The organism is Desulfosporosinus shakirovi, assembly GCF_020595055.1.
GTDB classification, from domain to species: domain Bacteria; phylum Bacillota; class Desulfitobacteriia; order Desulfitobacteriales; family Desulfitobacteriaceae; genus Desulfosporosinus; species Desulfosporosinus shakirovi.
Window position 1 is genome coordinate 58,119 of sequence record NZ_JAJDOO010000001.1, and the last position, 23,789, is coordinate 81,907.

Annotated in this window: 21 protein-coding genes and 1 pseudogene; 6 read left to right on the forward strand and 16 right to left on the reverse strand. The window is 44.1% G+C overall.

Translation table 11 applies throughout. From position 1 onward, the window contains the following. Positions 1-37 precede the first annotated feature (37 nt). The 3 genes from fmt to priA all read right to left on the reverse strand — a co-directional run bounded on the left by fmt (position 38) and on the right by priA (position 4,002). Positions 38-1,009, reverse strand: a complete 972-nt coding sequence (gene fmt / locus LJE72_RS00330) for a methionyl-tRNA formyltransferase (protein WP_229245303.1) — start codon at positions 1,007-1,009, stop codon at positions 38-40. A 184-nt stretch (positions 1,010-1,193) separates the two neighbouring features. Beyond that, positions 1,194-1,646 (reverse strand): peptide deformylase, encoded by a 453-nt coding sequence (gene def, locus LJE72_RS00335; RefSeq protein ID WP_229245304.1) that lies wholly within the window; start codon positions 1,644-1,646, stop codon positions 1,194-1,196. A gap of 76 nt (positions 1,647-1,722) precedes the next feature. After that, a complete protein-coding gene (priA, locus tag LJE72_RS00340) occupies positions 1,723-4,002 on the reverse strand; it encodes a replication restart helicase PriA (protein WP_229245305.1) in 2,280 nt (759 codons plus the stop codon). Between the two features lie 349 nt (positions 4,003-4,351). Here priA and LJE72_RS00345 point away from each other — a divergent pair, with 349 nt between their 5' ends. Further along, positions 4,352-5,566, forward strand: a complete 1,215-nt coding sequence (locus tag LJE72_RS00345) for a solute carrier family 23 protein (RefSeq protein WP_229245306.1) — start codon at positions 4,352-4,354, stop codon at positions 5,564-5,566. A gap of 313 nt (positions 5,567-5,879) precedes the next feature. Here the strand turns inward: LJE72_RS00345 and LJE72_RS00350 are convergent, their stop codons facing one another. Next, entirely contained in the window at positions 5,880-6,281 is a 402-nt protein-coding gene (locus LJE72_RS00350) for an amino acid-binding protein (RefSeq protein ID WP_229245307.1), read from the reverse strand. A gap of 2 nt (positions 6,282-6,283) precedes the next feature. Beyond that, positions 6,284-7,546 carry a phenylacetate--CoA ligase family protein gene (locus tag LJE72_RS00355; protein WP_229245308.1) on the reverse strand — a complete coding sequence of 421 codons (1,263 nt, stop codon included), beginning with the start codon at positions 7,544-7,546 and terminating at the stop codon, positions 6,284-6,286. 307 nt (positions 7,547-7,853) lie between these two features. On the opposite strand from LJE72_RS00355, the gene LJE72_RS00360 reads away from it, so the two are divergent. Genes LJE72_RS00360 through LJE72_RS00375 form a run of 4 tightly spaced genes read left to right on the forward strand, consistent with a single transcriptional unit; the run spans position 7,854 to position 10,570 of the window. Beyond that, a complete protein-coding gene (locus LJE72_RS00360; RefSeq protein ID WP_229245309.1) occupies positions 7,854-8,234 on the forward strand; it encodes a GntR family transcriptional regulator in 381 nt (126 codons plus the stop codon). A gap of 5 nt (positions 8,235-8,239) precedes the next feature. After that, complete coding sequence (locus LJE72_RS00365; protein ID WP_229245310.1) at positions 8,240-9,142, forward strand: ATP-binding cassette domain-containing protein; 903 nt, start codon at positions 8,240-8,242, stop codon at positions 9,140-9,142. Further along, on the forward strand, positions 9,120-9,857 hold the full coding sequence (locus tag LJE72_RS00370) for a hypothetical protein (RefSeq protein ID WP_229245311.1): 738 nt from the start codon (positions 9,120-9,122) through the stop codon (positions 9,855-9,857). The genes LJE72_RS00365 and LJE72_RS00370 overlap by 23 nt, the downstream gene beginning before the upstream one ends. Then, a complete protein-coding gene (locus LJE72_RS00375; protein WP_229245312.1) occupies positions 9,854-10,570 on the forward strand; it encodes a hypothetical protein in 717 nt (238 codons plus the stop codon). The genes LJE72_RS00370 and LJE72_RS00375 overlap by 4 nt, the downstream gene beginning before the upstream one ends. 249 nt (positions 10,571-10,819) lie before the next feature. Here the strand turns inward: LJE72_RS00375 and metK are convergent, their stop codons facing one another. The 8 genes from metK to LJE72_RS00415 all read right to left on the reverse strand — a co-directional run bounded on the left by metK (position 10,820) and on the right by LJE72_RS00415 (position 19,409). Further along, a complete protein-coding gene (gene metK, locus LJE72_RS00380; protein WP_229245313.1) occupies positions 10,820-12,010 on the reverse strand; it encodes a methionine adenosyltransferase in 1,191 nt (396 codons plus the stop codon). Further along, positions 12,011-13,225 (reverse strand): bifunctional phosphopantothenoylcysteine decarboxylase/phosphopantothenate--cysteine ligase CoaBC, encoded by a 1,215-nt coding sequence (gene coaBC / locus LJE72_RS00385; protein WP_229245314.1) that lies wholly within the window; start codon positions 13,223-13,225, stop codon positions 12,011-12,013. Next, positions 13,225-13,431, reverse strand: coding sequence for a DNA-directed RNA polymerase subunit omega (gene rpoZ, locus LJE72_RS00390; protein ID WP_073028289.1), 207 nt, complete (start codon positions 13,429-13,431; stop codon positions 13,225-13,227). Before rpoZ ends, coaBC begins: the two co-directional genes overlap by 1 nt. Continuing rightward, positions 13,428-14,036, reverse strand: coding sequence for a guanylate kinase (gene gmk, locus LJE72_RS00395; RefSeq protein WP_229245315.1), 609 nt, complete (start codon positions 14,034-14,036; stop codon positions 13,428-13,430). The genes rpoZ and gmk overlap by 4 nt, the downstream gene beginning before the upstream one ends. 11 nt (positions 14,037-14,047) lie before the next feature. Next, positions 14,048-14,323: an extracellular matrix/biofilm regulator RemA gene (gene remA / locus LJE72_RS00400; RefSeq protein ID WP_229245316.1), complete on the reverse strand. Its 276-nt coding sequence runs from the start codon at positions 14,321-14,323 to the stop codon at positions 14,048-14,050. 13 nt (positions 14,324-14,336) lie between these two features. After that, the gene (locus LJE72_RS00405) at positions 14,337-15,215 is read right to left on the reverse strand and encodes a YicC/YloC family endoribonuclease (protein ID WP_229245317.1); all 879 of its coding nucleotides are present in this window, start codon (positions 15,213-15,215) and stop codon (positions 14,337-14,339) included. A gap of 416 nt (positions 15,216-15,631) precedes the next feature. Continuing rightward, the gene (gene dapF, locus LJE72_RS00410) at positions 15,632-16,465 is read right to left on the reverse strand and encodes a diaminopimelate epimerase (RefSeq protein WP_229245318.1); all 834 of its coding nucleotides are present in this window, start codon (positions 16,463-16,465) and stop codon (positions 15,632-15,634) included. Between the two features lie 205 nt (positions 16,466-16,670). Beyond that, complete coding sequence (locus LJE72_RS00415) at positions 16,671-19,409, reverse strand: calcium-transporting P-type ATPase, PMR1-type (protein WP_229245319.1); 2,739 nt, start codon at positions 19,407-19,409, stop codon at positions 16,671-16,673. Between the two features lie 299 nt (positions 19,410-19,708). Between LJE72_RS00415 and LJE72_RS00420 the strand changes: the two genes are divergently transcribed. Continuing rightward, complete coding sequence (locus LJE72_RS00420; RefSeq protein WP_229245320.1) at positions 19,709-21,538, forward strand: Rqc2 family fibronectin-binding protein; 1,830 nt, start codon at positions 19,709-19,711, stop codon at positions 21,536-21,538. 199 nt (positions 21,539-21,737) lie between these two features. On the opposite strand, the gene LJE72_RS00425 is transcribed toward LJE72_RS00420, so the two are convergent. The 3 genes and pseudogenes from LJE72_RS00425 to LJE72_RS00430 form a co-directional block, all read right to left on the reverse strand. Then, the gene (locus LJE72_RS00425; protein WP_229245321.1) at positions 21,738-22,616 is read right to left on the reverse strand and encodes a pentapeptide repeat-containing protein; all 879 of its coding nucleotides are present in this window, start codon (positions 22,614-22,616) and stop codon (positions 21,738-21,740) included. Positions 22,617-22,740: 124 nt separating this feature from the next. Beyond that, positions 22,741-22,938 (reverse strand): annotated as a pseudogene (locus LJE72_RS26640) (zinc ribbon domain-containing protein); the annotation flags it as partial. 63 nt (positions 22,939-23,001) lie between these two features. Next, positions 23,002-23,688: a DUF1287 domain-containing protein gene (locus LJE72_RS00430; protein ID WP_229245322.1), complete on the reverse strand. Its 687-nt coding sequence runs from the start codon at positions 23,686-23,688 to the stop codon at positions 23,002-23,004. Positions 23,689-23,789 lie beyond the last annotated feature (101 nt).

Below are 23,789 nucleotides of genomic sequence, written 5' to 3' on the forward strand. Positions count from 1 at the left end.
GCATAGTCCTCCTTTGAAGCGAAGCGTTCCAAATCTTTCAGACAAATTGTTCTCCAACCTGCCCGTGGCGACCATTAAAGAAGTCCCGGGCAGGCATAGAGCGTTTCCCTGCGGGTTGGACCTCTAACAAGCGAAGGATTCCCTCCCCGGTCTGCACAAGTAACCCATCCCCAAGCACTTGAATAACTTGACCCGGGTCAGCTGACGCCGTGTTAGAGGCCTCTGATCCTATTTCTATTGTTGTCCCACTGTCTTGCGGCAAAAAGGGTATGCTTCGCCAAATTTTAAGGTTTTCTCCTCGAAAGGATGCAAATGCGCCCGGCCAGGGGTTTAGCCCACGAATCTGATCATGTAAGTCCGTTGCTCTGCGTGACCAATCTAACCGTTCATGTTCACGTTTCAGAAGCGGGGCATAATTGGATTCTCCCGTTTGTGAAGTGGGTATTAAGCTCCCCTTTTCCAACTGATTTAAAGTATCTATCAAGAGTTCTGCCCCCAATGCGGCTAACTTATCATGAATCTCGCCTGTGGTTGATTCATGAGAAATTATGATTTCCCGTTTTAAAAGCATATCCCCTGTATCAAGGCCTTCATCCATCTGCATTGTGGTCACTCCGGTAATGGTTTCCCCCTTGATAATTGCCCAATGAATTGGCGCTGCTCCACGATAGGCTGGGAGCAATGAAGCGTGTACATTAATACACCCTCTTACGGGCAATTGCAATATCTCCTTGGAGAGAATCTGCCCGTATGCAACAACAATAATACTCTCCGGGGCTAACTCCTTTAGCTGTCGGATCCACTCCGCCGTTTTTATGGTTTCGGGTTGAAAAACTGGCACACCTAATTCTTCAGCCACAACCTTTACCGGGCTGGGTTTTAACTTTTTCCCTCTGCCGGCTGGACGATCAGGTTGAGTAAAGACCCCCACAATAGTTTGACCGCTATCCGCTAAGGCTCGTAAAGTAGGTACCGCAAAATCAGGGGTACCCATAAAAACTACACGCATACTCAATCCCCCTACTCGTGGTTCAATGTTCGTGGTTAGTGGTTGTATCTCTATAGTTTATAATTCCAGTTTCATATCTCTTACAATTGTATATCACGCTTCGAACTTCAATATAATGTATTGTCGGCGCATATATTCTATGCTCTATTTGAACCGTGAGTATCAAATATCTAATTGCTGATTTTTAGCTTCGATAAGTTTTCTTAGCAACATCGACAAAGAGAACTCCTTCAAGATGATCAATTTCATGTTGCAAGGCGCGGGCTAATAAACGGTCAGCCTTAATATCCAGCATTTCCCCTTCACGATTTAACCCCTGAACACGAACCTTCGCTGCCCTCACGACATCTCCTGTCATATTAGGAATACTAAGGCACCCTTCCTCAGCAGTGTTCGCTCCCTCTTTTTCCAAGATAACAGGATTAATGAGCTCTAGCAGCACATTATCAACTTCAACAATAATTACACGCTTTGAGACTCCAATTTGTGGAGCAGCCAGCCCTACACCCTCGGCAGCATGTAATGTATCAATCATGTTGTCAAGGAGTTTTATTATTGATGAATTAACCTCTTTAACCTCTTTAGCCTTCTCACGCAGTACATCTGCACCAATTTCTACAATCTGATAAACAGCCATTCTTAAATACTCCTTTCGATAAAACCCATACCTCATTGATTTGATATCAAACGTTTACCTTCACGCATCACATATTCTAACTTGAAAGCGGATCTACTTCAATATTCAATATAATACCACTGCTAGTCGGGCTCTTAAAAAACCTTTTAACTCCCTGGTGTAAAAATGCTCGAAGTATATCCTGCCGTGTTCCTTTAACAGATATTTGCCATCTCCACTGGTTTCTAAGCCTGGATAAGACGGCAGGAGCGGGGCCCAGAACATCCAATTCAGTATTTCCAAATTGAGGTTCCTGCATTCCTTGTTGTAAAAATGCGCCTAATTCATGAGCTCCTTTAATGACTCGATCTTCTTTCTCATGCAGCAGTAAAACCCTTATGATGTGGGTATATGGCGGATACTTCCGCTCTTTACGATAGCGAATTTCTTCCCAAAAAAACCCTTGAAAATCGTGGTGAGCCGCCCTCATAACAGCACTATCCTGTGGAGAATAAGTTTGAATCACAACCTCGCCCGGTTTGTTGCTCCGGCCAGCTCTCCCTGCGACCTGAGTCAAGAGTTGAAAGGTCCGTTCTCTGGCCCGAAAATCCGGCATATTGAGCGTTTGATCTGCGGCAATTACCCCGACTAATGTGACATTCGGAAAATCCAGTCCTTTAGCCATCATTTGTGTCCCAACTAGTATTAAAGCTTCCTGGCGGCGAAATTTATCCAAGATCGTGTCATGGGCTTCGCCTGAGCGCGTCGTATCATAGTCCAAACGCAAGATTGGCACTTCAGGGAAGAGCCCTTGAAGTTCCTCTTCTACGCGTTGGGTACCTTGCCCAAAAAACCTAATATATCGACCTCCACATTTTGGGCATGTATGAGGTGGCAGCTCTCTATGATCGCAATAATGGCAACGCATCGCCTGCCCTTGGGTATGATAGGTTAAGGCAATATCGCAGTTCGAGCAACTTACCACATACCCGCATTCTCGACAAACCACAAAGGTAGAATACCCTCTTCGATTCAGAAAAAGCATGGATTGCTCACCTCTAGTGAGCCTATCCCGCAATTTTTGCTGCAGGGGCAGAGAAAATATGCTTCGGTTTCCCTGCCGGAGTTCGTCTCGCATATCTACGATTTCCACTGGTGGCAGAACACTCTTTCCAATCCTCGAAAGCATCGTCAACATACGGATTTTTCCTGATTGGGCTGCAGCATAGGCTTCCAAGGAGGGAGTTGCACTGCCGAGTAAGACGACACCTTTGCGTAGATCCATCCTTTTGCGGGCAACATCTCTTGCATGGTATTTTGGATTCTCATCTTGTTTATAGGCCCCATCATGTTCCTCATCCAAGACAATGAGTCTCAAGTTTGGCAGTGGGGCAAACACCGCTGAACGAGCGCCAATGACAATCCGCTTATGCCCTGACAATATATCCGCCCAGGCTTTCATTTTTTCTCGCTGTCGCAAACCAGAGTGCAAGATAATCACTTGCTCACCAAATTGTCTTTCGAAATAACGTGCAACTTGAGATGTCAGGGATATCTCTGGCACGAGCAGAATAGCGTCTCCGCCTTGCGCTAATACTTGAGCAATCAACTCGCGATAGACATCTGTTTTTCCGCTACCTGTCACACCATGCAGTAATACAGTTTGGGACGAGCCCTCTTCTAGGGCAGTCAAAACACCTCTCACGGCTGTTGCTTGTTCCCTGGTTAATTCATAGGTTTTATCCGTTCGAGCACCATAATCCTTGACCTTGTTATTTGGCTCGCCATAAGGTGCCTGCTTGAGGGATGAATCTTCCCCTGTCGTGACGAAGCGAACTTCCTTACTTACCCATCCTTGTTTGAGAAGTTTCTCAAGCGTTCCCACAGAAATATTTGCTCGCTTTAAGAAGATCTTCTGGGAAACCGCTTTTTTCCTTGACCGGTTGAGCACAGTAAGGGCTCTAAATGCCTCCACATCCATCCACTGCAGAGTCTGAACATCTGAATCCTCAATTGAAGCCAAAAGAACGATCCACTCTTCGATTTTCCCCTTGAGAAGTGGCCAAACCGTATGCAGGCTTTGTGCTACCGAACAAATAGTCGTTTGCGCTAACCAATGGGCAAGTTCAATTAAATCCTGAGGAACCAGACTATCCTTATCGGCAATTTCTAACACAGGTTTGAGATTAATCCCTTCCATTACCTCTGGCAGATCATCTGTCACATTGACTACAAGCCCCTGTACCTTTCGGTTTTGAAGAGGGACTAAGACCCTCATTCCTATCTCTAAACTTAGATAATCAGGAATACTATAATGATAACTTTGATCTAAGCGCCGATTTGCTACATCAACCAATACTTCAGCATAGCGAAACATGATGCGGTCCTCCTTATTTAGAAAAATATCAATAGCGCTAATGTCAATATTGGTCAAATACATTATATCAAATCTTAACCTTTCATTACAATTTATCATATTCTTGATTGAAAAAATTAACAAAGATTTGGGGTATAAGGGACTGCTGACCATGACTCGAACAAGAAATAAATACCCTCTTGTCAAAATAGCAGGAATTGTGATATGCTTTAGGACAGTTAAATCCCTAACCTTTAAATTAGTCCCGTGAGACTAAGAAGGGAATGGCGAACCATGATTTTAACATGGACACCTCTTTCTTGCTTGCGGGCGGGGAAGAGGTTTTTTGTTAGAAAGAGGAGGTTGAATTATGTCTACAGAAGTTCAGATTCACGAGAAGCTCCCCCTTACCCAAGCGATTCCCCTCGGTTTACAACACGTTTTTGCCATGTTCGGCGCCACGGTCCTAGTTCCTTTTTTAACAGGTCTCAGCCCGTCAGTAGCTCTTCTTTCTTCAGGGATCGGCACCATAATCTTCTTATTATTGACAAAAAGTCGAGTCCCTGCCTATCTCGGTTCCTCATTTGCCTACATTGCAGCTTTAACCAGCTTTGTTCAAGGCAATAATACAACTGGAGCCATGGGAGGGGTTTTAGCCGTCGGCGTAGTATATATCCTCCTATACCTGCTTATGGCCGCTTTCGGAACCCAATGGATTCACACAATAGTCCCCCCCATCGTTGCAGGACCGGTCGTTGCCATTATCGGACTTAGTCTAACTCCAGTAGCCACAGACATGGCATCTGGCAATTGGCCGATTGCGGCTTTTACTCTAACCGTTGCCGCATTACTCTCCGTATATGCAAAAGGCTTCATGAAGATTATCCCGATCCTCGTAGCCATCGTCGCAGGATATATTGTGGCTGCGATCATGGGCATAGTTGATTTCGAGCCTGTCTTAGCCACCTTTAACGATCTATTTGTCTTCCCTGTTGCACTCGGAAGCAATTTTAAACTTCCCAGCTTAGATAAATTGGCGATTTTAGCAATGGCACCTCTGGCCTTGGTAACGGTGATTGAAGATTTAGGACATATGATTGTTCTGGGAAACATTACTCATTCCGATCCGATCAAAAACCCAGGATTTCATCGAGTCCTCTTTGGTAATGGCCTAGCTACCGCCGTAGCCAGCTTCATAGGCGGTCCTCCTGTCACTACCTATGGCGAGAATATTGGAGTGCTGGCTGTGACGAAAGTCTACAGTACCTTTAATATCTGGGTGGCTGCAATCCTTGCAATTATTTTTAGTATGATTAACCCTTTGCAGGCCGCAATCATGTCTATTCCTACAGCCGTAATGGGCGGGGTCAGCATTCTTCTCTTCGGAATGATTGGCGCAGCAGGCTTACGAACTCTTATCGAAGCTAAAATAGATTTTTCCGAAACAAAGAACCTCATCATTGCCTCTGTCATCTTTGCTCTCGGGATCGGGTTGCCCGAACATGCAGTAGCTTGGGCAACTGTCGTCGGGATCGTCTTAAACCTCGTTTTGAGAGGACATTCCGAAAACACCGGAGTAAAGTAGGAAAGTAAACAATGCTTAAAAGGACGCGAAAGCGTCCTTTTTCTTATGATCGGGGAGGCAATGGGGGCAGTTCTTTCCTATTAACAAAAAGAACCTTTCATCTTTAAATTAGACGAGAGGCTCTTTTTGCGTTCAACTGAGAACTTTTAAAAGGACACAAAGCAAATTTTCGTCAAAACGCACTCTACTCATCTCAAAAATAATAACCCTAGAAATTGAACCATACCCAAAATTGCATGTTGAGTACGACCTCAGCCCAGAGAAAGCTTCTTATTTAGAGGGCATGGGAGGAGGAATCGCGTAAATGATTTATCTACTTCACTGGCAAATTGAGCGTCTGCATAGCCTTTTCCATAATAGCCTTATCCTGCACTCTGAGAACAACAAGAGCCTGCTCATTCGCCTTCTCTACAAAGGCATACATGTACTCCACTACCACATCCTGTTGGACTAATTGATTGAGTACCTCTGCCAGTCCGCCAGTGCGATCAGGAACCTTAAGTACCCAAACAGGAGTTAAGGAAACAACCACTTTTCGTTCACGTAATTTTACAGCTGTTTCTTCAGGGTTATCCACAATAATTCGCAATACCCCATAATCCTTAGTATCCGCTAGTGACAAGGCCCGTAAATTCACCTTGCATTCGGCGAGAAGACTGATTACTTCAGCTAACCTTCCTTTGGCATTTTCCAGAAAAATAGATAATTGCAGCATGCTTAACCCTCCTTATTACGTTTATCGATGACCCGAATGGCTTTTCCCTCACTCCGTGGAATGCTTTTTGGTTCTACAAGACGAATACGAACAGAAATTCCCAAAGCATCTCCAATCCTCTTTTTCAGGCGATCCTGACGACCTTCCAATTCACGCACTTCGTCAAAGAAAGTCGCTTCATTAACCTCAACTTGGACTTCAAGTTGGTCTAAGTTTCCAACCCGATAAACGACCAGCAAATAATGCGGTTCAAATCCTTCAAGGAGAATCGCCTCTTCCACTTGACTTGGGAAGACATTAACCCCCCTGATGATTAACATATCGTCAACTCGAGCCGTGACGCGATCCATCGACCATCCAACATGCCCGCATGAACACGCACCATAATGTAACGTAGTCAAGTCTTTGGTTCGATAGCGCAGAACTGGAAAACCTTCTTTTTTAATACTCGTAATGACTAATTCCCCACGTTCTCCATCGGGCAGGGGATTTCCTTCTTCATCTAAAATTTCAGGATAAAAATGTTCATCAATATGTAACCCCTGATGCGCAGGGCATTCCAACGCTACACCCGGACCCATGATTTCACTGAGCCCATAGATATCAAATGCCTTGATGCCCAGTCGCGCTTCAATTTCTTCTCTCATGCCTTCGGTCCAGGGTTCTGCACCAAAAATCCCTATCTTGAGCTTCAGTTCATCCCGTGAAATTTGTGATTCCTCCAGACTCTCCGCTAGATAAAGAGCATAAGACGGGGTACAAGCCAAAACAGTAGCGCCAAAATCACGCATAAGCATCAGTTGACGCGCCGTATTTCCACCTGAAATAGGAACCACTACTGCTCCCAGTTCTTCGCAACCATAGTGCAGTCCCATGCCGCCGGTAAACAGACCGTATCCATATGCAATTTGTACGACGTCTTTCTTTGTCACACCGACTCTTTTTAATTCATTAGCCACGATCTTAGCCCAAAGAGTGATGTCTTGGCGAGTATATCCTACAACCGTGGGCTTACCCGTTGTTCCTGATGAGGCATGAAGTCGCACGATGTTTTCCATAGGTTCGGCAAAAAGCCCAAACGGGTAATTCTTACGTAAATCCTCCTTGGTCGTTAAAGGAAGTCTCTGGAAATCCTTAAATGTCTTAATATCCTCTGCACGTTTAATTCCTATTGCTTCATAATTTTCTTGATAATGGCGAATAGGCAACACTTTATCTACTGTTTTACGAAGACCCTCTAGCCATTGTTCCTCTGTTCGATCCATTAAACTCCATCCCCTACTTCTCCAATTTGTCTACTAGTCATGTAGTTCCCCTGTAACAGGTTTCACGGAAATTGGAATTATATCAACTAATATACTACAGCTTTGGTTATCATACCACTTATTTATCCGCTTTGCCAAGCTGCTTTTGAGGGACATTTACCGACAGTCTCATTCACGTTTATAAGTAAATCTCATCAGAAAGATTTTAATTTATCCAGTTTACAATCAGTAAATTTAAGCATATAATAAGGAGTACATTACATAACTAATGCACTAATTATCTAAGGATGCCAGGAGGTAAAAAAATGTGATCCTCAATACGGATAGTATGAAACCCATATATGTCCAGATTGCTGAGTGGCTTGAGGTAGAAATCCTTAATAGCAATATGAAAGAAGATGAGCGTATTTATTCACAATATCAGCTTGCCGATATGTTTACAGTCAACCCTGCCACAGCTGCCAAAGGATTAAATCTCTTAGCTGACGAGAACATTGTTTATAAAAAACGAGGCCTTGGTATGTTCGTTTCTCCAAATGCGAAGCAGTTTATCTTAACTAAGCGGAGAAAACAAATCTTAGAGCAAATGATCAAAGAGTTAGTTATTGAAGCTAATCGGCTGGATGTAAGTGAAAGTGAACTTATTATGATGATCCATAATTTCAAACAAGATTACAAGGAGGAATAGCAACTGTGAATGTCATACAGTGTCATGATGTAACCAAATCCTACGGCCAAAATAGAGCCCTGGATCACTTATCTTTTGAAATAGGAGAAAACAAAATTACAGGCCTCATAGGTAGAAATGGTGCAGGAAAAACAACCCTGTTAAAGATGATAGCTGGATATATAAAACCTACTCAAGGAGAACTCCAAGTCTTTACCAGAAAGCCCTTCAATAACTTGGATGTTTCTGCTAAGACAATATTTATTGACGACAACATGACATTTCCTGATTCGTTTAGACTTACAGATATATTATCAGAAGTTGCACCCTTTTATGCTGCATGGAACAGCAGCCTCGCCGATGCTTTATTTAATTATTTTTCATTTGACCCAAATCAAGCCCACAGTAATATGTCAAAAGGATCTAAAAGTACCTTTAACAGCATAATCGGTATTGCCACACGCTGTCCGCTCACGATATTTGACGAGCCAACGACCGGCATGGACTCTGCCGTGAGAAAGGACTTTTATAAGGCATTACTTAAGGATTATCTCGAACACCCCCGGACCATCCTCCTCTCAAGCCATTTACTAAGTGAACTTGAAGAAATACTTGAAGATATTCTTTTGATCGATAACGGATCAAAATGCCTTCATCTCCCCATCATGGAATTACGAGAATTAGCCGTTGGTATAAGGGGAAACGAACAAGCTTTGCTAACTTTTGTAGAGGGCAAAGAACTGATCTATAAGGAAGAGTTTGCCAAAGGGAGCCTATACGTTGTCATAAAAAAAGAGTCAATAGAGCAGGAGTTCAAACATGTAAGGCAAAACGGTCTTGAAGTACTCCCCATTTCACCAGATGATCTGTGCGTTTATTTAACGGGAAAAACTGGAGGAGGTATTGATGATGTCTTTAAAAGAAGTTGATCTTCTATCAATTTCCATAAAACAATATGTTTACAAACTTAAAGCCTATTCAACTTTGTTTTATGGTCTTCTACTAGCTCAAATTATTACTCTTTTTTTCTCGTTGAACGGAATAAGTCATATGTCGTCGAGTAATGGGGAATTATCAGTTTCTGTAAATTCTTATTCTGCTAGTTTAGTAATTGTTTTTTCGTTTTTTTGGATACTTTTTGCCGCCATACAGCTAACAACGAAACAATATAAGAAAATTGAAAATCCGCTTGTAACTAATCGTATCTCAGGAAATCTTTCAAACATAGGTTTTTTGATGACTGCCTGTGTTTTTGGAGGCATTACCTCATCACTTGTTGGTGTACTCCTGAGAATCATTATGTATTTTACATTTGACAGATCCCAAATCATTTCTGATGAATTTATCCTAGCTTTTTCCGATCTCCTACTTGGTATCTCTGTGGCCATTTTATACATGGTTTTAATCTCTGGGATGGGATATTTAACCGGTATGTTGACTAAGGTAAGTATGGCCTTTGTTATAATTATTCCAGCCGTAATTATTGGAATATCAAAAGCTTATGCCGATATTTTTCAGTCTCTTATTAAGTTTTTTACATTAGAGTCTTCATTGCCTCTGTTTGCTTTGAAAGTCATTATTACTTCGATTCTCATGTTTGGAGTTAGTATTTTACTATCTAATAGAGGGGAGGTTAGCCAATGAGCAGAGTACTGTCTCAAATACTATTATTTCTGATTGGTATTGCAATAGTCTTCATGTTTAAATTCAAAAGGCCTAAATTCTATAGACCTTTATCTTGGAAACTAAACGTTCTGGCTACTGGGCTATATCTTGGAGTTTTAATAATGCTTGTTCCAATATTATATATGTTGCCAGCTAAAGACTTTATTAAAACAGTTGAGAGCAAAGATCAAGCAATCGCATCCTCTTTAAACCTTATGAATAATTTGTATAATCAACATTTCCCAACAGAAGGAGATTTAGATAAGCTCGAAGGGGTTTACAAAAATAGCTGCCAAACCTTCAAAGTTGATTCAAGCAAATTATCCTTTGACCTACAGCCTAATATAGGAAACTACCCTATTTTAATAGAGCGGAAAGATATTGATGACGGAGAAATTGATGTTTCTACTTATGTCACAGCTCAATATGTGGGGGAAGTTAATTTTACAAAACGACTTTTACCTCCTGCGATCACAGTTAAAAATGGAATGTTGTCTCTAAGAGCCCCTGATAGACAGACGTTTGAATTCAAACAATTTAACATCGACTTTACTATGGCTCAATTTGATAACCAAAACTCAAGTATCCATGAAATGTCTCCACATTTTTCTAACCAGATTATCGTTATACGCGTTCCCCAAAGTTTGGAGATTAATAGAGGTGTGTTAGGGGATCGAATTCAAATAATCTAGTTGCAATTTAGGCTTGAGTCTTGAAAACTTGGCTGGCGACATGGCTTATGGGATGGTATGAATGGCCAGTGTCCCCGCAGTTAAGGATGGCGAGAAGAGACTTCGTGAAAATATAATATTAAAGATAATCTTTCTAAAAATTAGCACTAAAGAAGGCAGGTGATTATTCTTCACCTGCCTTCTTTTAATTTATTTACTTGTTTGCATCTCCAACGCAACTATTGTTAACTTACAGCCTCTAAAAGTTAATTACAACCCAGCAAGCTTTCTCAAGGCTTCGACCTTATCTGTTCTTTCCCAGGGGAGATCGAGATCCGTTCTTCCAAAATGCCCATAAGCTGCCGTCTGGCGATAAATCGGGCGACGCAGATCCAACGCTTTGATAATACCCGCTGGACGCAGATCAAATGTCTGCCAAATAAATTCAACGATTTTTTCGTCGGGAAGCTTTCCGGTGCCAAACGTCTCAATTGAGACAGATACTGGCCGCGCTACACCTATGGCATAAGCAATTTGAAGTTCGCAACGGTCTGCCAACCCTGCTGCAACAACATTCTTTGCCACATAACGAGCTGCGTAAGCCGCAGAACGGTCTACTTTTGTGGGGTCTTTACCTGAGAAGGCACCGCCGCCATGACGAGCCATCCCGCCATATGTGTCAACAATAATTTTTCGGCCGGTTAGCCCGCAATCCCCTTGTGGACCGCCAATAACGAAACGTCCCGTTGGGTTGATAAAATACTTAGTCTCTTCATCTAAGAGCTCTTTAGGAACAGTGGGGTACACCACATATTGCAGTAAATCTCTGCGAATTTGCTCATTTATCACATCCGGGTGATGCTGCGTGGAGATGACGATAGTGTCCACTCGAATCGGTTTGTTATCCTCATATTCTACAGTAACCTGAGTTTTACCGTCTGGGCGCAGGTAGTTCAAATGATTTGATTTTCTCATTTCACTCAATCTCCGTGCTAAACGGTGAGCTAAATCAATAGGAAGGGGCATATAGCTTTCAGTTTCGTTTGTCGCAAAGCCGAACATCATACCCTGATCACCGGCTCCTATTGACTCAATATCACTTTCAGTCATTTCCCCAGTTTTTGCTTCCAAGGCCCGATCCACACCTAAAGCGATATCCGCAGATTGTTCTCCGATCGAAGTTAAAACTGCGCAAGTATCTGCATCAAAGCCATATTTGGCCCGAGTATAACCCACTTCTCGCACTGTCTCTCGCACTACATGTGGAATATCCACATAGCACGAAGTCGTGATCTCGCCACTGACAAGAACTAATCCTGTCGTTACAGTCGTTTCACAAGCTACTCGCGCATTAGGATCTAACGCATAAATTGCATCCAAGATAGCATCGGAAATCTGATCACAGATTTTATCGGGATGTCCCTCTGTCACAGATTCAGATGTAAATAATTTTTTAACCAATTACTCCACTCCTTTGTTGCAGTCACCGAGGAGGTTGGCAATCTCACCCACGAGATTCCGTGCAACCTCCAGTTTGCTCATTTTAGGGAAATCTATTCTTCTTCCATCGGGAAAGAGAAAACTGACAATGTTCGTTGGACTGCCAAAGCCGGCACCCGGCTTGGTGACATCATTAGCTACCAGGAGGTTGACATTCTTCCTGTGCATTTTTTCTTGGGCGTTAGCTAAGAGATTCTCAGTCTCAGCTGCAAACCCAATCAGAACTTGGGACGTTTTCCTTCGCCCAAGTTCGGCTAATATATCTGGATTGGGGACTAACTCAATCGTACGATTTGTCCCATCCTTTTTAATTTTTTGCTCCGCTTGACTTGCTGGGCGATAATCTGCAACCGCCGCTGCCTTAACAATAACATCCATGTTGGGGAATTTGGCAAGGACTGCATCATACATTTCAAGAGCCGTCTGTACTGAGACGCGTGAAACTCCATGCGGGGCAGGCAAATCTGTAGGTGCACTGACTAGAATGGTCTCTGCACCAGCTTCCTGTAACGCCTGAGCGATAGCATATCCCATTCGTCCCGAACTCCGGTTCCCAAGATAGCGAACCGGATCAAGCGGTTCTTGAGTACCGCCGGCTGTCACGAGAGCCCTCTTCCCCTTTAAGCATTCCGACTTAAAGAACAACTGAGTTATCGTTTCTACGATTTCTACCGCTTCACTCATCCGTCCATCTCCTTCTGTGCCACACGCTTGAAACCCTGTTCCAGGGCCAATAATCTTTATCCCGCGTTCTTCGAGCCGGGTCAGATTTTCTTGTGTAGCTGAATGATGATACATAGCATGGTTCATGGCCGGTGCTACGTAAATCGGGGCGCGAGTCGCTAAAAGAACCGTCGAAAGAAAATCATCTGCTATCCCTGTTGCCATCTTGGCTAATATATTGGCTGTGGCAGGAGCAACGATGACTGCATCGACATGCTCTGCCAAAGCGATATGCTCAACATTCCACAATTTAGGCTCGTCAAACAGATCCACATATACTGGATTTGCGGAGAGACTCCGCAGGGTAAGAGGGGCAATAAATTCAGCAGCAGACTTCGTCATGGCGACATGTACTTCAATGTTCAACTTACGCAAACGACTGATAACTTCAGCTGCCTTGTAGGCTGCGATCCCGCCGGTGACTCCTACGAGGATCTTTTTTCCTGCAAACATTACACACTCTCTTCAGGAGTACATTCATAATTGAGATCTGAATGAGAAATCTCCTCAAGTGAAATGCTTACAGGTTTTACCCCCTTGGCTAAATCTTCGTGTTTTGCTTCTTCCATTATCGTGCGTGCCCGCTTGGCAACCACTTTGACCAAGGTGTACTTGCTGTCCACCTTACTCATTAGAATATCCAGTGAAGGTTGTTTCATATCGCTTCCCCCTTAAAAACAAACGGTTTTCTTTTAACTCGACATTTTTCTGCTACGAGAATACTCTTAAGTTTATCGACAGCAGCAGGAACTTCATCATTAATGACCACATAATCATATTCACTTACATATTCCAATTCCTCAATTGCAGTGGCTAGCCGTTTCTGAATGACTTCCTCACTCTCTGTTCCCCGTTTGTGAATTCTCTCAGAGAGAACATCCATAGACGGCGGTACAATAAAGGTGAAAACCCCTTGAGGAAACCGCTTTTTGACTTGCAATGCCCCTTGAATTTCGATCTCTAGAATAACATCTTGCCCCGCTTGAATCGCTTGTTCAACAGCAAAGCGCGGCGTACCATAATAGTTATCACAAAACTGTGCCCATTCCAAGAGCTCATCCCCATTAATCAGGGCCTCAAATTCTATCTTCTCGCGAAAAAAGTAATGAATTCCATCCACTTCACCGGGGCGAGAGGACCTGGTCGTCATCGAGACGGAATATTTTAAATCAGGCAACTGACGAAGCAACTCTTGGCAAAGTGTCCCCTTTCCTGCCCCAGAAGGACCTGAAAGGATTATTAATAATCCATGACTTTGTTCCACACGCTCCACCTCTAATCTGCCGGGTCTTCTACGTGGCTGTTTGACTCTTTAGCTGAAAGACGATGAGCCACTGTTTCAGGCTGAACTGCAGACAGAATAACATGATGGCTGTCGCAGATAATCACGGCACGTGTTCGCCGACCATAAGTAGCATCAATGAGCATGCCCGCATCACGCGCTTCTTGAATAATACGTTTGATCGGGGCGGATTCCGGACTGACAATCGAGATAATGCGATTGGCAGATACAATATTGCCAAACCCAATGTTAATTAGCTTTATGTCCAAGCTGAATCCTCCATTACTCTAAATTTTGAATTTGCTCGCGCACTTTTTCCAGTTCACTTTTGACTCTTATCACCTGTTGTCCAATCTTTAAGTCATTAGCCTTTGAACCTATGGTATTGATCTCCCGGTTCATTTCCTGAACTAAAAAATCCAGTTTCCGCCCCACGGACTCGTTGCTACGCAAGGCCTCTCGGCTTTGAGCCAGATGGCTGTCAAATCGAACTAACTCTTCTGTGATTGATGCGCGATCCGCAAAGTACACTACTTCATTCGCCAATCGAACCCCATCCAATTCAACCTCGCCTAGAAGGGTCTGAAGGCGTTCCTGTAAGCGTTCTTGATGGTCTGTTACAACATATGGTGCTCGCTCGGAAATAGTGTGCAAATACTCGGTAAGAAAATCAATCCTTTGCAGTAGATCAGTCGTTAATTTTTCTCCTTCAGAACGACGCATTTGCCCAAATCCATCGGTTGCTTTTAAAAGCGCCTCAGCACACGTCCCCCATAAAGCATCAAGATCAATTTCAGGTTCCACAACCGAAAGAACCTCCGGAAAGTTGACTAAACGATAAATATCGGTTTCATACGTTGTATGTAGAGCTAAAGCGAGATCTTTCAATGTCTTATCATACGACAGCGCTAAATCATTGTCAACCTTCACCAATCTCTTTCGTTCTTCTGTTTCCACCACATTAACATGTACTTCAATCCGACCTCGTTGGAATTTTTCTTGTAACGTTTTACGAATTCTTTCCTCAAAACTGCTGAAATTTCTCGGCATTCTAACCATAACTTCCAAGAACCGATGATTCACGGATTTAAGCTCAATAGAAATTTGATAACCGCTTCCACTAGCCTCTCCACGTCCAAATCCAGTCATACTATTCGCCATATGAAACCCAGTTTAATTATCGTTCTACTGGGTTAGTCACCTCCTAATTAATTTAATTGATTATATTATTATACCATATTTTACATATATCCGTTACGAGTCATTTTCTGCCCCAGCAACCAATTATTAATCTGAGCGAAATTATTCCAAGTTGCTTAACTTTAGAAAACTAAAACAAAATTTATAACCTATGACAGTCAGATTAGTAAGTGACTCGTCCCGCTAAGCTGAACATCGAGTCTTCGGCGGAGAACTCTCCCACCACCGAAGCAGAGTACGGGAGCCAACTTCCACTTGAAGTGGAAGTTTTACGATTGAACAAAAACGAGACTGTAACAAACAAAAAAAGTAGTTTGTTAACAGCCTCATTTACTTAGATTTTAACCAGGTTATAGTTGCTCCTGCTGATCCGCAAACTATAACCATTCACCCTTAAATACATAAGTTCCAGGACCCGTCATGTAGACATGGTTATCTGTTCCCCACTCAATAAGCAGGTCTCCACCAGGCAGATGGACGGTCACAGCACGCTCGGTCTTATTGTTAAGCACAGCGGCAACTGCAGCAGCGCAGGCACCTGTCCCACAGGCCAGAGTTGGTCCGGCCCCCCGCTCCCAAACTTTCATGGTCAGCTCCCGAGAAGAATTGACTTGAATAAACTCGACATTGGTTTTACGTGGAAAGAGTGGATGTTTTTCAATCGTCGGACCAACATATTCAAAGTCCAGGGTAGAATAATCCTCTACAAAGATAACACAGTGAGGATTCCCCATAGAAAGGGCAGTATATAGATAAGTTTGGCCTAACACTTCAATTGACTGCCCCACTACCGGCTCTCCTTCTCCTAGCACTGGAATGAGATCAGCCCGCAAAATGGGCTCACCCATATCGACCTGTACGCCTTGTACTTGGCCCTCATTAAAATATAGATTAAGCTTTAAGATACCCGCTCCAGTTTCCACCAGCATTGGGTTAGTACTTACAATCCCTTGATCATATACATATCGTGCAAAACAACGTATGCCATTACCGCACATTTCAGGCTCCGAGCCATCCTGATTAAATATACGCATCCGGGCATCGGCAACTTTCGAAGGTAATACAACGACTAATCCGTCCCCTCCTATTCCAAATTGACGGTGGCAGAGCTTCTTTGCCAATTCAGGATAATCCTCCTCTACATTTGAAACAGCGAAATGATCCAAAAAAACGAAATCATTCCCCAAACCGTGCATTTTTATGAATTCCATACCTTCGCCCCCTAAATCGATGTTCGATATTCCATAATTGTTGTTCGAACCATATCGAATCAAACGTTATCCGTTCAATATAGATCCAGGCAAAACTTTAGATGGAGTAAAAACTCCATCTAAAGTATGTTTTTATATCTATGTAATATCCTCCCTAAAAGAATACTACGCAAGCTGAAGTGGGTCAACCAATTGAACCAAGAAATTATCCCTTAGCTATGACCGTCTTTCCTTGCCAACTGTTTTTCAAAAGCCGTACAAAGCCGATCAAAACGGACGGTCCACCTGCTACACACAAAATAAGGACCCATTGCCACCCCACTAAGGGTGCAGTCTTAAAGATCGCTTGCAGCGGGGTCACATATATCACACAAAGTTGCATGACAGTTGAGACAAGCACTGATCCCACAAGATAGAGATTTGTGAAGATTCCCACTTCAAATATACCCCGTTCTTCAGATCGGCAATCAAAGACATGAAACAATTGGGAAAACACCAGAGTTGAAAAGGCCATTGTTCGGGCACCTAACATATTGACCCCCATAAAGAGCGCAGCTACAAAGACAAAGAGCGTACCAAGTCCGATAAATGTTCCTCTTACAGCAATTTTTGAAGCTAATCCCCGTGCAAATATACTCTCACCCGGTTTCCTCGGCGGACGATTCATGATGCCACGCTCAGCACCATCCACCCCTAACGCCATAGCAGGCAATCCATCTGTGACTAGATTAACCCATAAGATCTGAATAGGAAGCAGCGGAAGGGGTAAGCCCACAAGTGTTGCCAAAAACATTGTCAACACTTCTCCAAGGTTACAAGAAAGTAAGTAACGAATAAACTTCCGAATATTGTCGTAAATTCCCCGGCCCTCTTCCACGGCAGCCACGATCGTTGCGAAGTTATCATCTCCCAAGACCATTGATGAAGCTGCCTTGGTTACATCCGTCCCTGTTTTGCCCATGGCAACCCCAATATCGGCTTCTTTAACCGCAGGCGCATCATTAACTCCGTCCCCTGTCATAGCGACTACTTGACCTCGCTTTTTATAGGCACGTACAATTCTAAGCTTATCCTTCGGTGTCACTCGAGCAAACACTGAAATGTCCATGATCCGCTCGCTTAATTCTTGATCAGACGTTCGCTCAAGTTCCATTCCTGATATAACCCCGCCGCCAGCTCCACGCAAAATCCCTAATTCATGAGCGACAGCTTCTGCGGTTAAACGATGATCCCCCGTGATCATGACCGGTTTAATTCCGGCCTGCCGACAAACTCTAATTGCTTTCACTGCACTGGCTCGCGGTGGATCAATCATTCCCAGCAGTCCGACAAACGTCAATCCTTGTTCTACATTCTCATCGAGCGGTTCCGAATCTGCCAACGGTTTTTCGGCAACAGCCAAGACTCGGAGAGCATGCCTAGCCATTTCATCATTGGCCCGCATGATACTTTTCTTACGTTCATTAGACAGTTCTGCAACTCCTTGTCGGGTCATCTCTTGCTGGCAAAGTCGCAACACCATGTCTGGGGCCCCTTTGACATAAGCCTTGCGCCCTTGTTTCGTCTCATATACAACACTCATACGTTTTCTGTCTGAATCAAAGGGCAACTCGCCAATTCGCTTTTGCTTTCGTTCCAGAACTTCACGCCATATCCCCGCCTTAGCCGCAGCAACCAAAATTGCTCCCTCTGTCGGATCTCCTTCAATACCCCAAGGAGCATCCTTACCTTTAGACCGAAAGAGTCCGGCAACTTGAACCCCTTTCTTGGTCAAGGTTGAATTATTGCAAAGTGCTGCAATCTTTAACGCTGCATTAAGCGGATCACGTTCTTTTTCTGGATCCGCGCCCTGGAACTCCCCTTTGGGGTCGTACCCTTCTCCAGAAACCGAAATCCTTCGTCCATCCGAATAGATTTGGCGTACGGTCATTTCATTCTGAGTTAATGTTCCCGTCTTATCGGAACAGATTACCGTCGCACAACCTAAGGTTTCCACTGCGGGAAGTTTCCGTATGATTGCTTGCCGTTTAACCATGCGTTGTACCCCAACAGCCAAAGCGACTGTGACAATAGCTGGCAAGCCCTCTGGAATAGCAGCCACAGCTAAAGACACGCCAGTGAAAAACATCTTATAGAAATCTTCACCTCTTAAAATCCCGGTGACCACTACAGCAGCACAGACCAGAAAACTGATCAGCACCAACCATTTGCCCAGCTCTGCCAAACGTTTTTGCAAAGGAGTTTCTTCGTCTTCCACACTCTGGATCATTCCGGCGATGACGCCCATCTCCGTATCCATTCCCGTTGCCACAACAACGCCAGCTCCTCGGCCATTGACGATTGCTGTCCCCATATACCCCATATTTTGCCGATCTGCCATGGGTGTGAATTCATCCTGAAGAGGGGAAATACTTTTAGTCACAGGATGAGATTCTCCAGTCAAAGCAGACTCTTCCACTTGCATATTGACTGCCTGAATCCAACGAACATCTGCAGGAATGCGATCTCCCGTATCCAGAAGCACAATGTCTCCCGGCACAACATCTGAAGCCGGAATCCTTTGTTCCATGCCTTCCCGTAACACTCGCGCTTCAGGAGCAGTAAGGGAACGGAGGGATTCCATGGAACGTTCCGCACGAAACTCCTGAACGAAACCTAAAACTGCATTAATTATGAGAATTGCTAAGATCGTGACAGCATCCGCGATCTCGCCTAAAAGTCCAGAGACTACTGTGGCCGCTAGTAAGACTAACACCATAAAGTCTTTAAACTGTCCGAGAAACAAAAATACCGGGTGAGTCCCCTTTTTTACCGCCAGGACATTATTTCCAAACTCCTGTAACCGACGCCGAACCTCTTTAACATTTAACCCCTTTGTCGGATGTACCTCCAACGCCTTGGCCACGTCAAGCCAAGGCAACACATGCCACGCCTGTTGCCGCATGCCCTTTTTCCTCCTTTTGCTTAATAGACCGTTATAAAGGAAACCTTCTTCTTCAGGAGTATAAAACTTCATCAGAAGCCTCAGCATTGCAGAGCTCATCAATGACTATATTTCCTCATTGATATTCCTATGGCACCTCATAGCTTGAACTTTGAACCTCAATTTAAGGATTAGTCAACAGATAAGAGGCTTTGTCCCTTTTATAGTACATGCTTATTCCTAAAAGTATGGAAAAATGCCTCAGCAAAACAAGTGTGGTATACTAAAAAGTGACTCAATGTTGAAAGGATGTAATCAGGATGGCGTTAGATGGTGTAACCCTCGCCTATTTAGTTAAAGAGCTTGCTCCACTGCTGATCGGAGCACGTATTGATAAAATTTTTCAACCAGAAAAGGAAGAAGTCCATTTCCAATTACGACAGCAGGGATCCAGGCGACTCCTGCTTAGTGCAAGTGCCACATCCCCCCGCTTCCATCTCACACAGGAAAACAAAAAAAATCCAACCTCCCCGCCTATGTTTTGCATGATTTTGCGCAAGCACCTCGAAGGCGGTAAACTCGTCAGTCTCCAACAAAGTGAGCTAGAACGTGTCGTCACCTTTGAGTTCCAAAATTACAACGACCGAGGGGATTTAGTCTCATTGCATCTTCACTTAGAAATTATGGGAAAACACAGCAATCTTATCTTGGTTGACCCATCGACAAATACCATTCTCGATGGTCTAAAAAGGTATTCACACGCCCTCAGCCACTATCGAGAGGTATTGCCCGGTCGACCATATCTGACTCCTCCCGCTCAAGGCAAACAACCTCCGCTAGAAGATGAAGAGCTTTGGCGACAAACCCTTTACGGGGAAGCGATAGATCGCCCCATAACCAGCATACTCCTCGCTCGTTTTGCAGGGATCAGCCCGGAATTGGCACGGGAAATCGTCATTCAAGCCGGTTTGAACACTGAAACCCTTCTCCAGCAGTGCGGGGATATTGATCTTTCAAGGCTTTTCCAAGCTTATCGAAGGCTATCCAATCCCGAGGGTTTTCCCGAGACCCAGCCTTGCTTGTATTACAACTCGGCACCTCGACCCCAACTTGTCGCTTTTAGTTTTGTCCCTTTCCAGCAATACCAGGAGTTAAGAATCGAACGGTTTCCATCTTTGAATGATGCTATCCAGAGCTTTTATCAATCTAAATCCGGCAATAACTCCCTTGAATCTAAAAGAGGTTCTTTGCAAAAGATTGTCCAGGAACAGTACACCCACACCCGCAAGAAGCTTAAAATATACAATGAAGCAGAAGCCAATGCGCAAAACGGTTTAATGTATCAAAGATGGGGCGAACTCCTTACCGCAAACCTCTACCGAATTCCGTCCGGAGCGTCCGAGGCCATCCTAGAGGACTACTATGATCCCTCAGCACCTTCCGCAGTCATTCCTCTTAATCCTCATACAAGTGCTATTGACAACGCTCAACGCTATTACAAACTCTATAACAAAGCTAAAGCGACTTTGCTTAAAACAAAAGAGCTCAAAGAAAACACGCTCGAGGAGATTAACTACCTCGAGACCTTGCGGTACAATCTAGATCAAGCTTCTTCTCTTAAAGAGCTTGATGAAATTCATGTCGAACTTGCGGGACAAGGGTATGTTGCTGGCAAACATCTAAAAAAGGAAATCCCCGCTAAAAAAGGCCGCACAAAATTGAATGCTAAGGCCAAAGCAAAATCCCCCAAGGAATCTCCTCAGCCCCGAGTTTATCGTTCCAGTCAAGACCGTGTCATTTTTGTCGGAAAAAACAACGCTCAAAATGATTGGTTATCGTTACGCAAAGGAAAACCAAACGATCTTTGGCTACACACCAAAGTGATCCCCGGTTCACACGTTCTGATTCCCCTCGAGGAAGGCGAAGAGTTCCCAGACGATGCTACCCTCGAAGAGGCAGCCGCCCTAGCAATCTATTACAGCCAAGCGCGCGGTTCATCTCAAGTCGCTGTCGATTATACTCATGTCAAACAGCTTAAGAAGCCTAACTCTGCCAAACCCGGAATGGTAGTTTACGACCAGAACTGGACTTTATACCTCACACCAAAACAAGAGATCTTGGAGCGGTTACTGGACAGTGAAGAGGTTTAGATTTAGATCATAAAGAGATACAACGAGCAGAAATCAGTGCTGATTTCTGCTCGTTGTATCTCTTTAATTTCCTTATACTGACTCTTATCTGCCTTTTATGTTATCAACCATTAAATAGTGATATAGAATGCTCATGGCCTATTATGCATAACACAGATTAGTGAAAAATCCTTGCTTGGGTGAATTTATTATGAACGCTTCATAAATATGGATGTTCCCAGTGCTCTGGGCGATCGAGTGACAAGGGTATCTTTGTGCCAGTATCACCCTTCGCTACGTTGAGTTGAGCTTGCGTGAGAAAGATACTCTTGGTGAAGTCAGCTCCTCTGAGATCAGCATCTCGGAAATCAGCCCCGATTAAATCAGTTCCACTCAAGTCTGTTCCACTAAGGTTAGCCGTAATAAGGCAGGCTCCTCTCAAGTTGGCTCCTCTAAGGTCCACTTTTCTTAGGTCAGCAGCAATAAGACAAGCTCCTCGACCGAAGGTCTTCCGCCGTTGCGAATGAACCTTCAGCCCACGACGAGCTTCGGTTCGCACAAGTTCACTGGTCTTTAAAAGCAGAGTATTAACTTCAGCTCGATGTGCTGACACGTCCAGTTCTTCGAGAGGATCCGGACTGAGGTGAGTGAGGAGTTCCGTCTTAGCGAGCATTGAACTGAGCGCGCCCTGAATAGGACGAGCTGGTTGTAGTGTTAGCGTTTCAGTCAGATACCAAAGTAACTCATGGAGTTGCCGCATGATTAAGAACACCTTGAACATTTGATTCGCAGATTCCGGGACTTTCCGCCAGTCGTGTCCACCAAAACTGACTTGGGAAACCTTTTGACCAGCTCCAAAGCAGTCAAATGCAGTGCACCCTTTAAGGCCTAGTTCTCTGAGATTTCTGTAAATGTTGCAACGAAAGCCCGATTGCAGGTTAAGGCAAGCTTGACCTGCCTCTTTGTTGTTTGGGAAGCCTTCCGAAGCAGAAAAGTACAAAGCCACACAGCATAAACCGAAACAGGTTTCGCAGTCAGCTCGCAAATTTTGGCGATTCTTTTCTGGGAAGGATACTGAATACTCGTGATTCTCGGACAACTATTCTTCCCTCCTTAACTTCTTTTGTACGGATTTTAATTATGTAGATTCATCTCTATTCTCAATTATTTCGTGTTCTTCAATTTGCTCTCTGCTCGTTTTATATTCTCGATGACCGGTTGCTTTACACGCTGGGTAAACCATAGTTTCTTGAATGTTGTTTGGTGAACGTCCCACAGACTGGGCAGGTTCCCGTAGTATAGGCCTGATTGATTCTCTCAAGGATGACCCCATGTCGTTTCGCTTTATACTCGAGCATTCTTCGGAGTTCACCGAACGGCCAATTCGAAAGTATTTGATTCACCTTACGTGAACGCTTGTTATGCGAGCGTTGTTGAACCCCGTCAGGGTTCCCACACCACCCAGATTTTCGTTGCTGTCAAGTCTAGAACTTCGGAAAGCGAAAATGCCCTGTCATCTGAGAAGGCCAGCTCTGTAATTGATCGGATTCACAAGGTATAGGTCCCGCGTTATGAAGAATATATGGCACGCCGTCAGGTCTGCGTTTATCAGATACTATGACAATATGCTCATGGGGCGGACCGTAGGTCACAATGTCCCCTGCCTGCCAAAGCGTTAGATTCTCTACATCCTCTGGCTTAACCTCGAGAGTTAATTCCTGGGCATTTCTCTGAAAAAAGACTATGAGATTAGGTACTCTTCGAAAATCAATATTCGGATCTGGCTTACCCTGTATGCGAGAATACTTACCAATATTGGCCCGAATATCTTGATCCACTAACCCCTTCAGGTCATAGCCCGCATCTCGAAATGCTCGCCATACAACATCCGTGCATACGCCTTCACTTTCTGGCGGATAGCCCTTTTGATAATAGGCACTGCGATACTGCGGTTTTCTCTCTACCTCGGCTTTTGCACCAGCCACAATATCTTCCAGGTCGTTTAAACCATCCTCATCCTTGTCAATTGGACAAGCAATGACAGGAACTTTAACGGAGGGCAAAAAAGGAATTGAGCTTTTAAAATGGGGTGTTTTCCCTAAAAACAAGACCCCGTTCACAACACCGCCAATCACAAAAATCAGCGGTACCCAATAAAACCATTTCCTCAAAATCTCTCCTCCTGTCAGAAAATTTGGCAACACCAAACCCTTGACCGCTGGCCATAACTCGAACGGGACTTTCGAGATTAGAACGCCGCCAAGGATTGCAA

Bases quoted from the DNA above. Each gene is read 5' to 3' on its own strand.
- fmt (WP_229245303.1), bottom strand. From the start codon at position 1,009: ATGCGTGTAGTTTTTATGGGTACCCCTGATTTTGCGGTACCTACTTTA.
- def (WP_229245304.1), bottom strand. From the start codon at position 1,646: ATGGCTGTTTATCAGATTGTAGAAATTGGTGCAGATGTACTGCGTGAG.
- priA (WP_229245305.1), bottom strand. From the start codon at position 4,002: ATGTTTCGCTATGCTGAAGTATTGGTTGATGTAGCAAATCGGCGCTTA.
- LJE72_RS00345 (WP_229245306.1), top strand. From the start codon at position 4,352: ATGTCTACAGAAGTTCAGATTCACGAGAAGCTCCCCCTTACCCAAGCG.
- LJE72_RS00350 (WP_229245307.1), bottom strand. From the start codon at position 6,281: ATGCTGCAATTATCTATTTTTCTGGAAAATGCCAAAGGAAGGTTAGCT.
- LJE72_RS00355 (WP_229245308.1), bottom strand. From the start codon at position 7,546: ATGGATCGAACAGAGGAACAATGGCTAGAGGGTCTTCGTAAAACAGTA.
- LJE72_RS00370 (WP_229245311.1), top strand. From the start codon at position 9,120: ATGATGTCTTTAAAAGAAGTTGATCTTCTATCAATTTCCATAAAACAA.
- LJE72_RS00375 (WP_229245312.1), top strand. From the start codon at position 9,854: ATGAGCAGAGTACTGTCTCAAATACTATTATTTCTGATTGGTATTGCA.
- coaBC (WP_229245314.1), bottom strand. From the start codon at position 13,225: ATGTTTGCAGGAAAAAAGATCCTCGTAGGAGTCACCGGCGGGATCGCA.
- rpoZ (WP_073028289.1), bottom strand. From the start codon at position 13,431: ATGAAACAACCTTCACTGGATATTCTAATGAGTAAGGTGGACAGCAAG.
- LJE72_RS00405 (WP_229245317.1), bottom strand. From the start codon at position 15,215: ATGGCGAATAGTATGACTGGATTTGGACGTGGAGAGGCTAGTGGAAGC.
- dapF (WP_229245318.1), bottom strand. From the start codon at position 16,465: ATGGAATTCATAAAAATGCACGGTTTGGGGAATGATTTCGTTTTTTTG.
- LJE72_RS00415 (WP_229245319.1), bottom strand. From the start codon at position 19,409: ATGCGGCAACAGGCGTGGCATGTGTTGCCTTGGCTTGACGTGGCCAAG.
- LJE72_RS00420 (WP_229245320.1), top strand. From the start codon at position 19,709: ATGGCGTTAGATGGTGTAACCCTCGCCTATTTAGTTAAAGAGCTTGCT.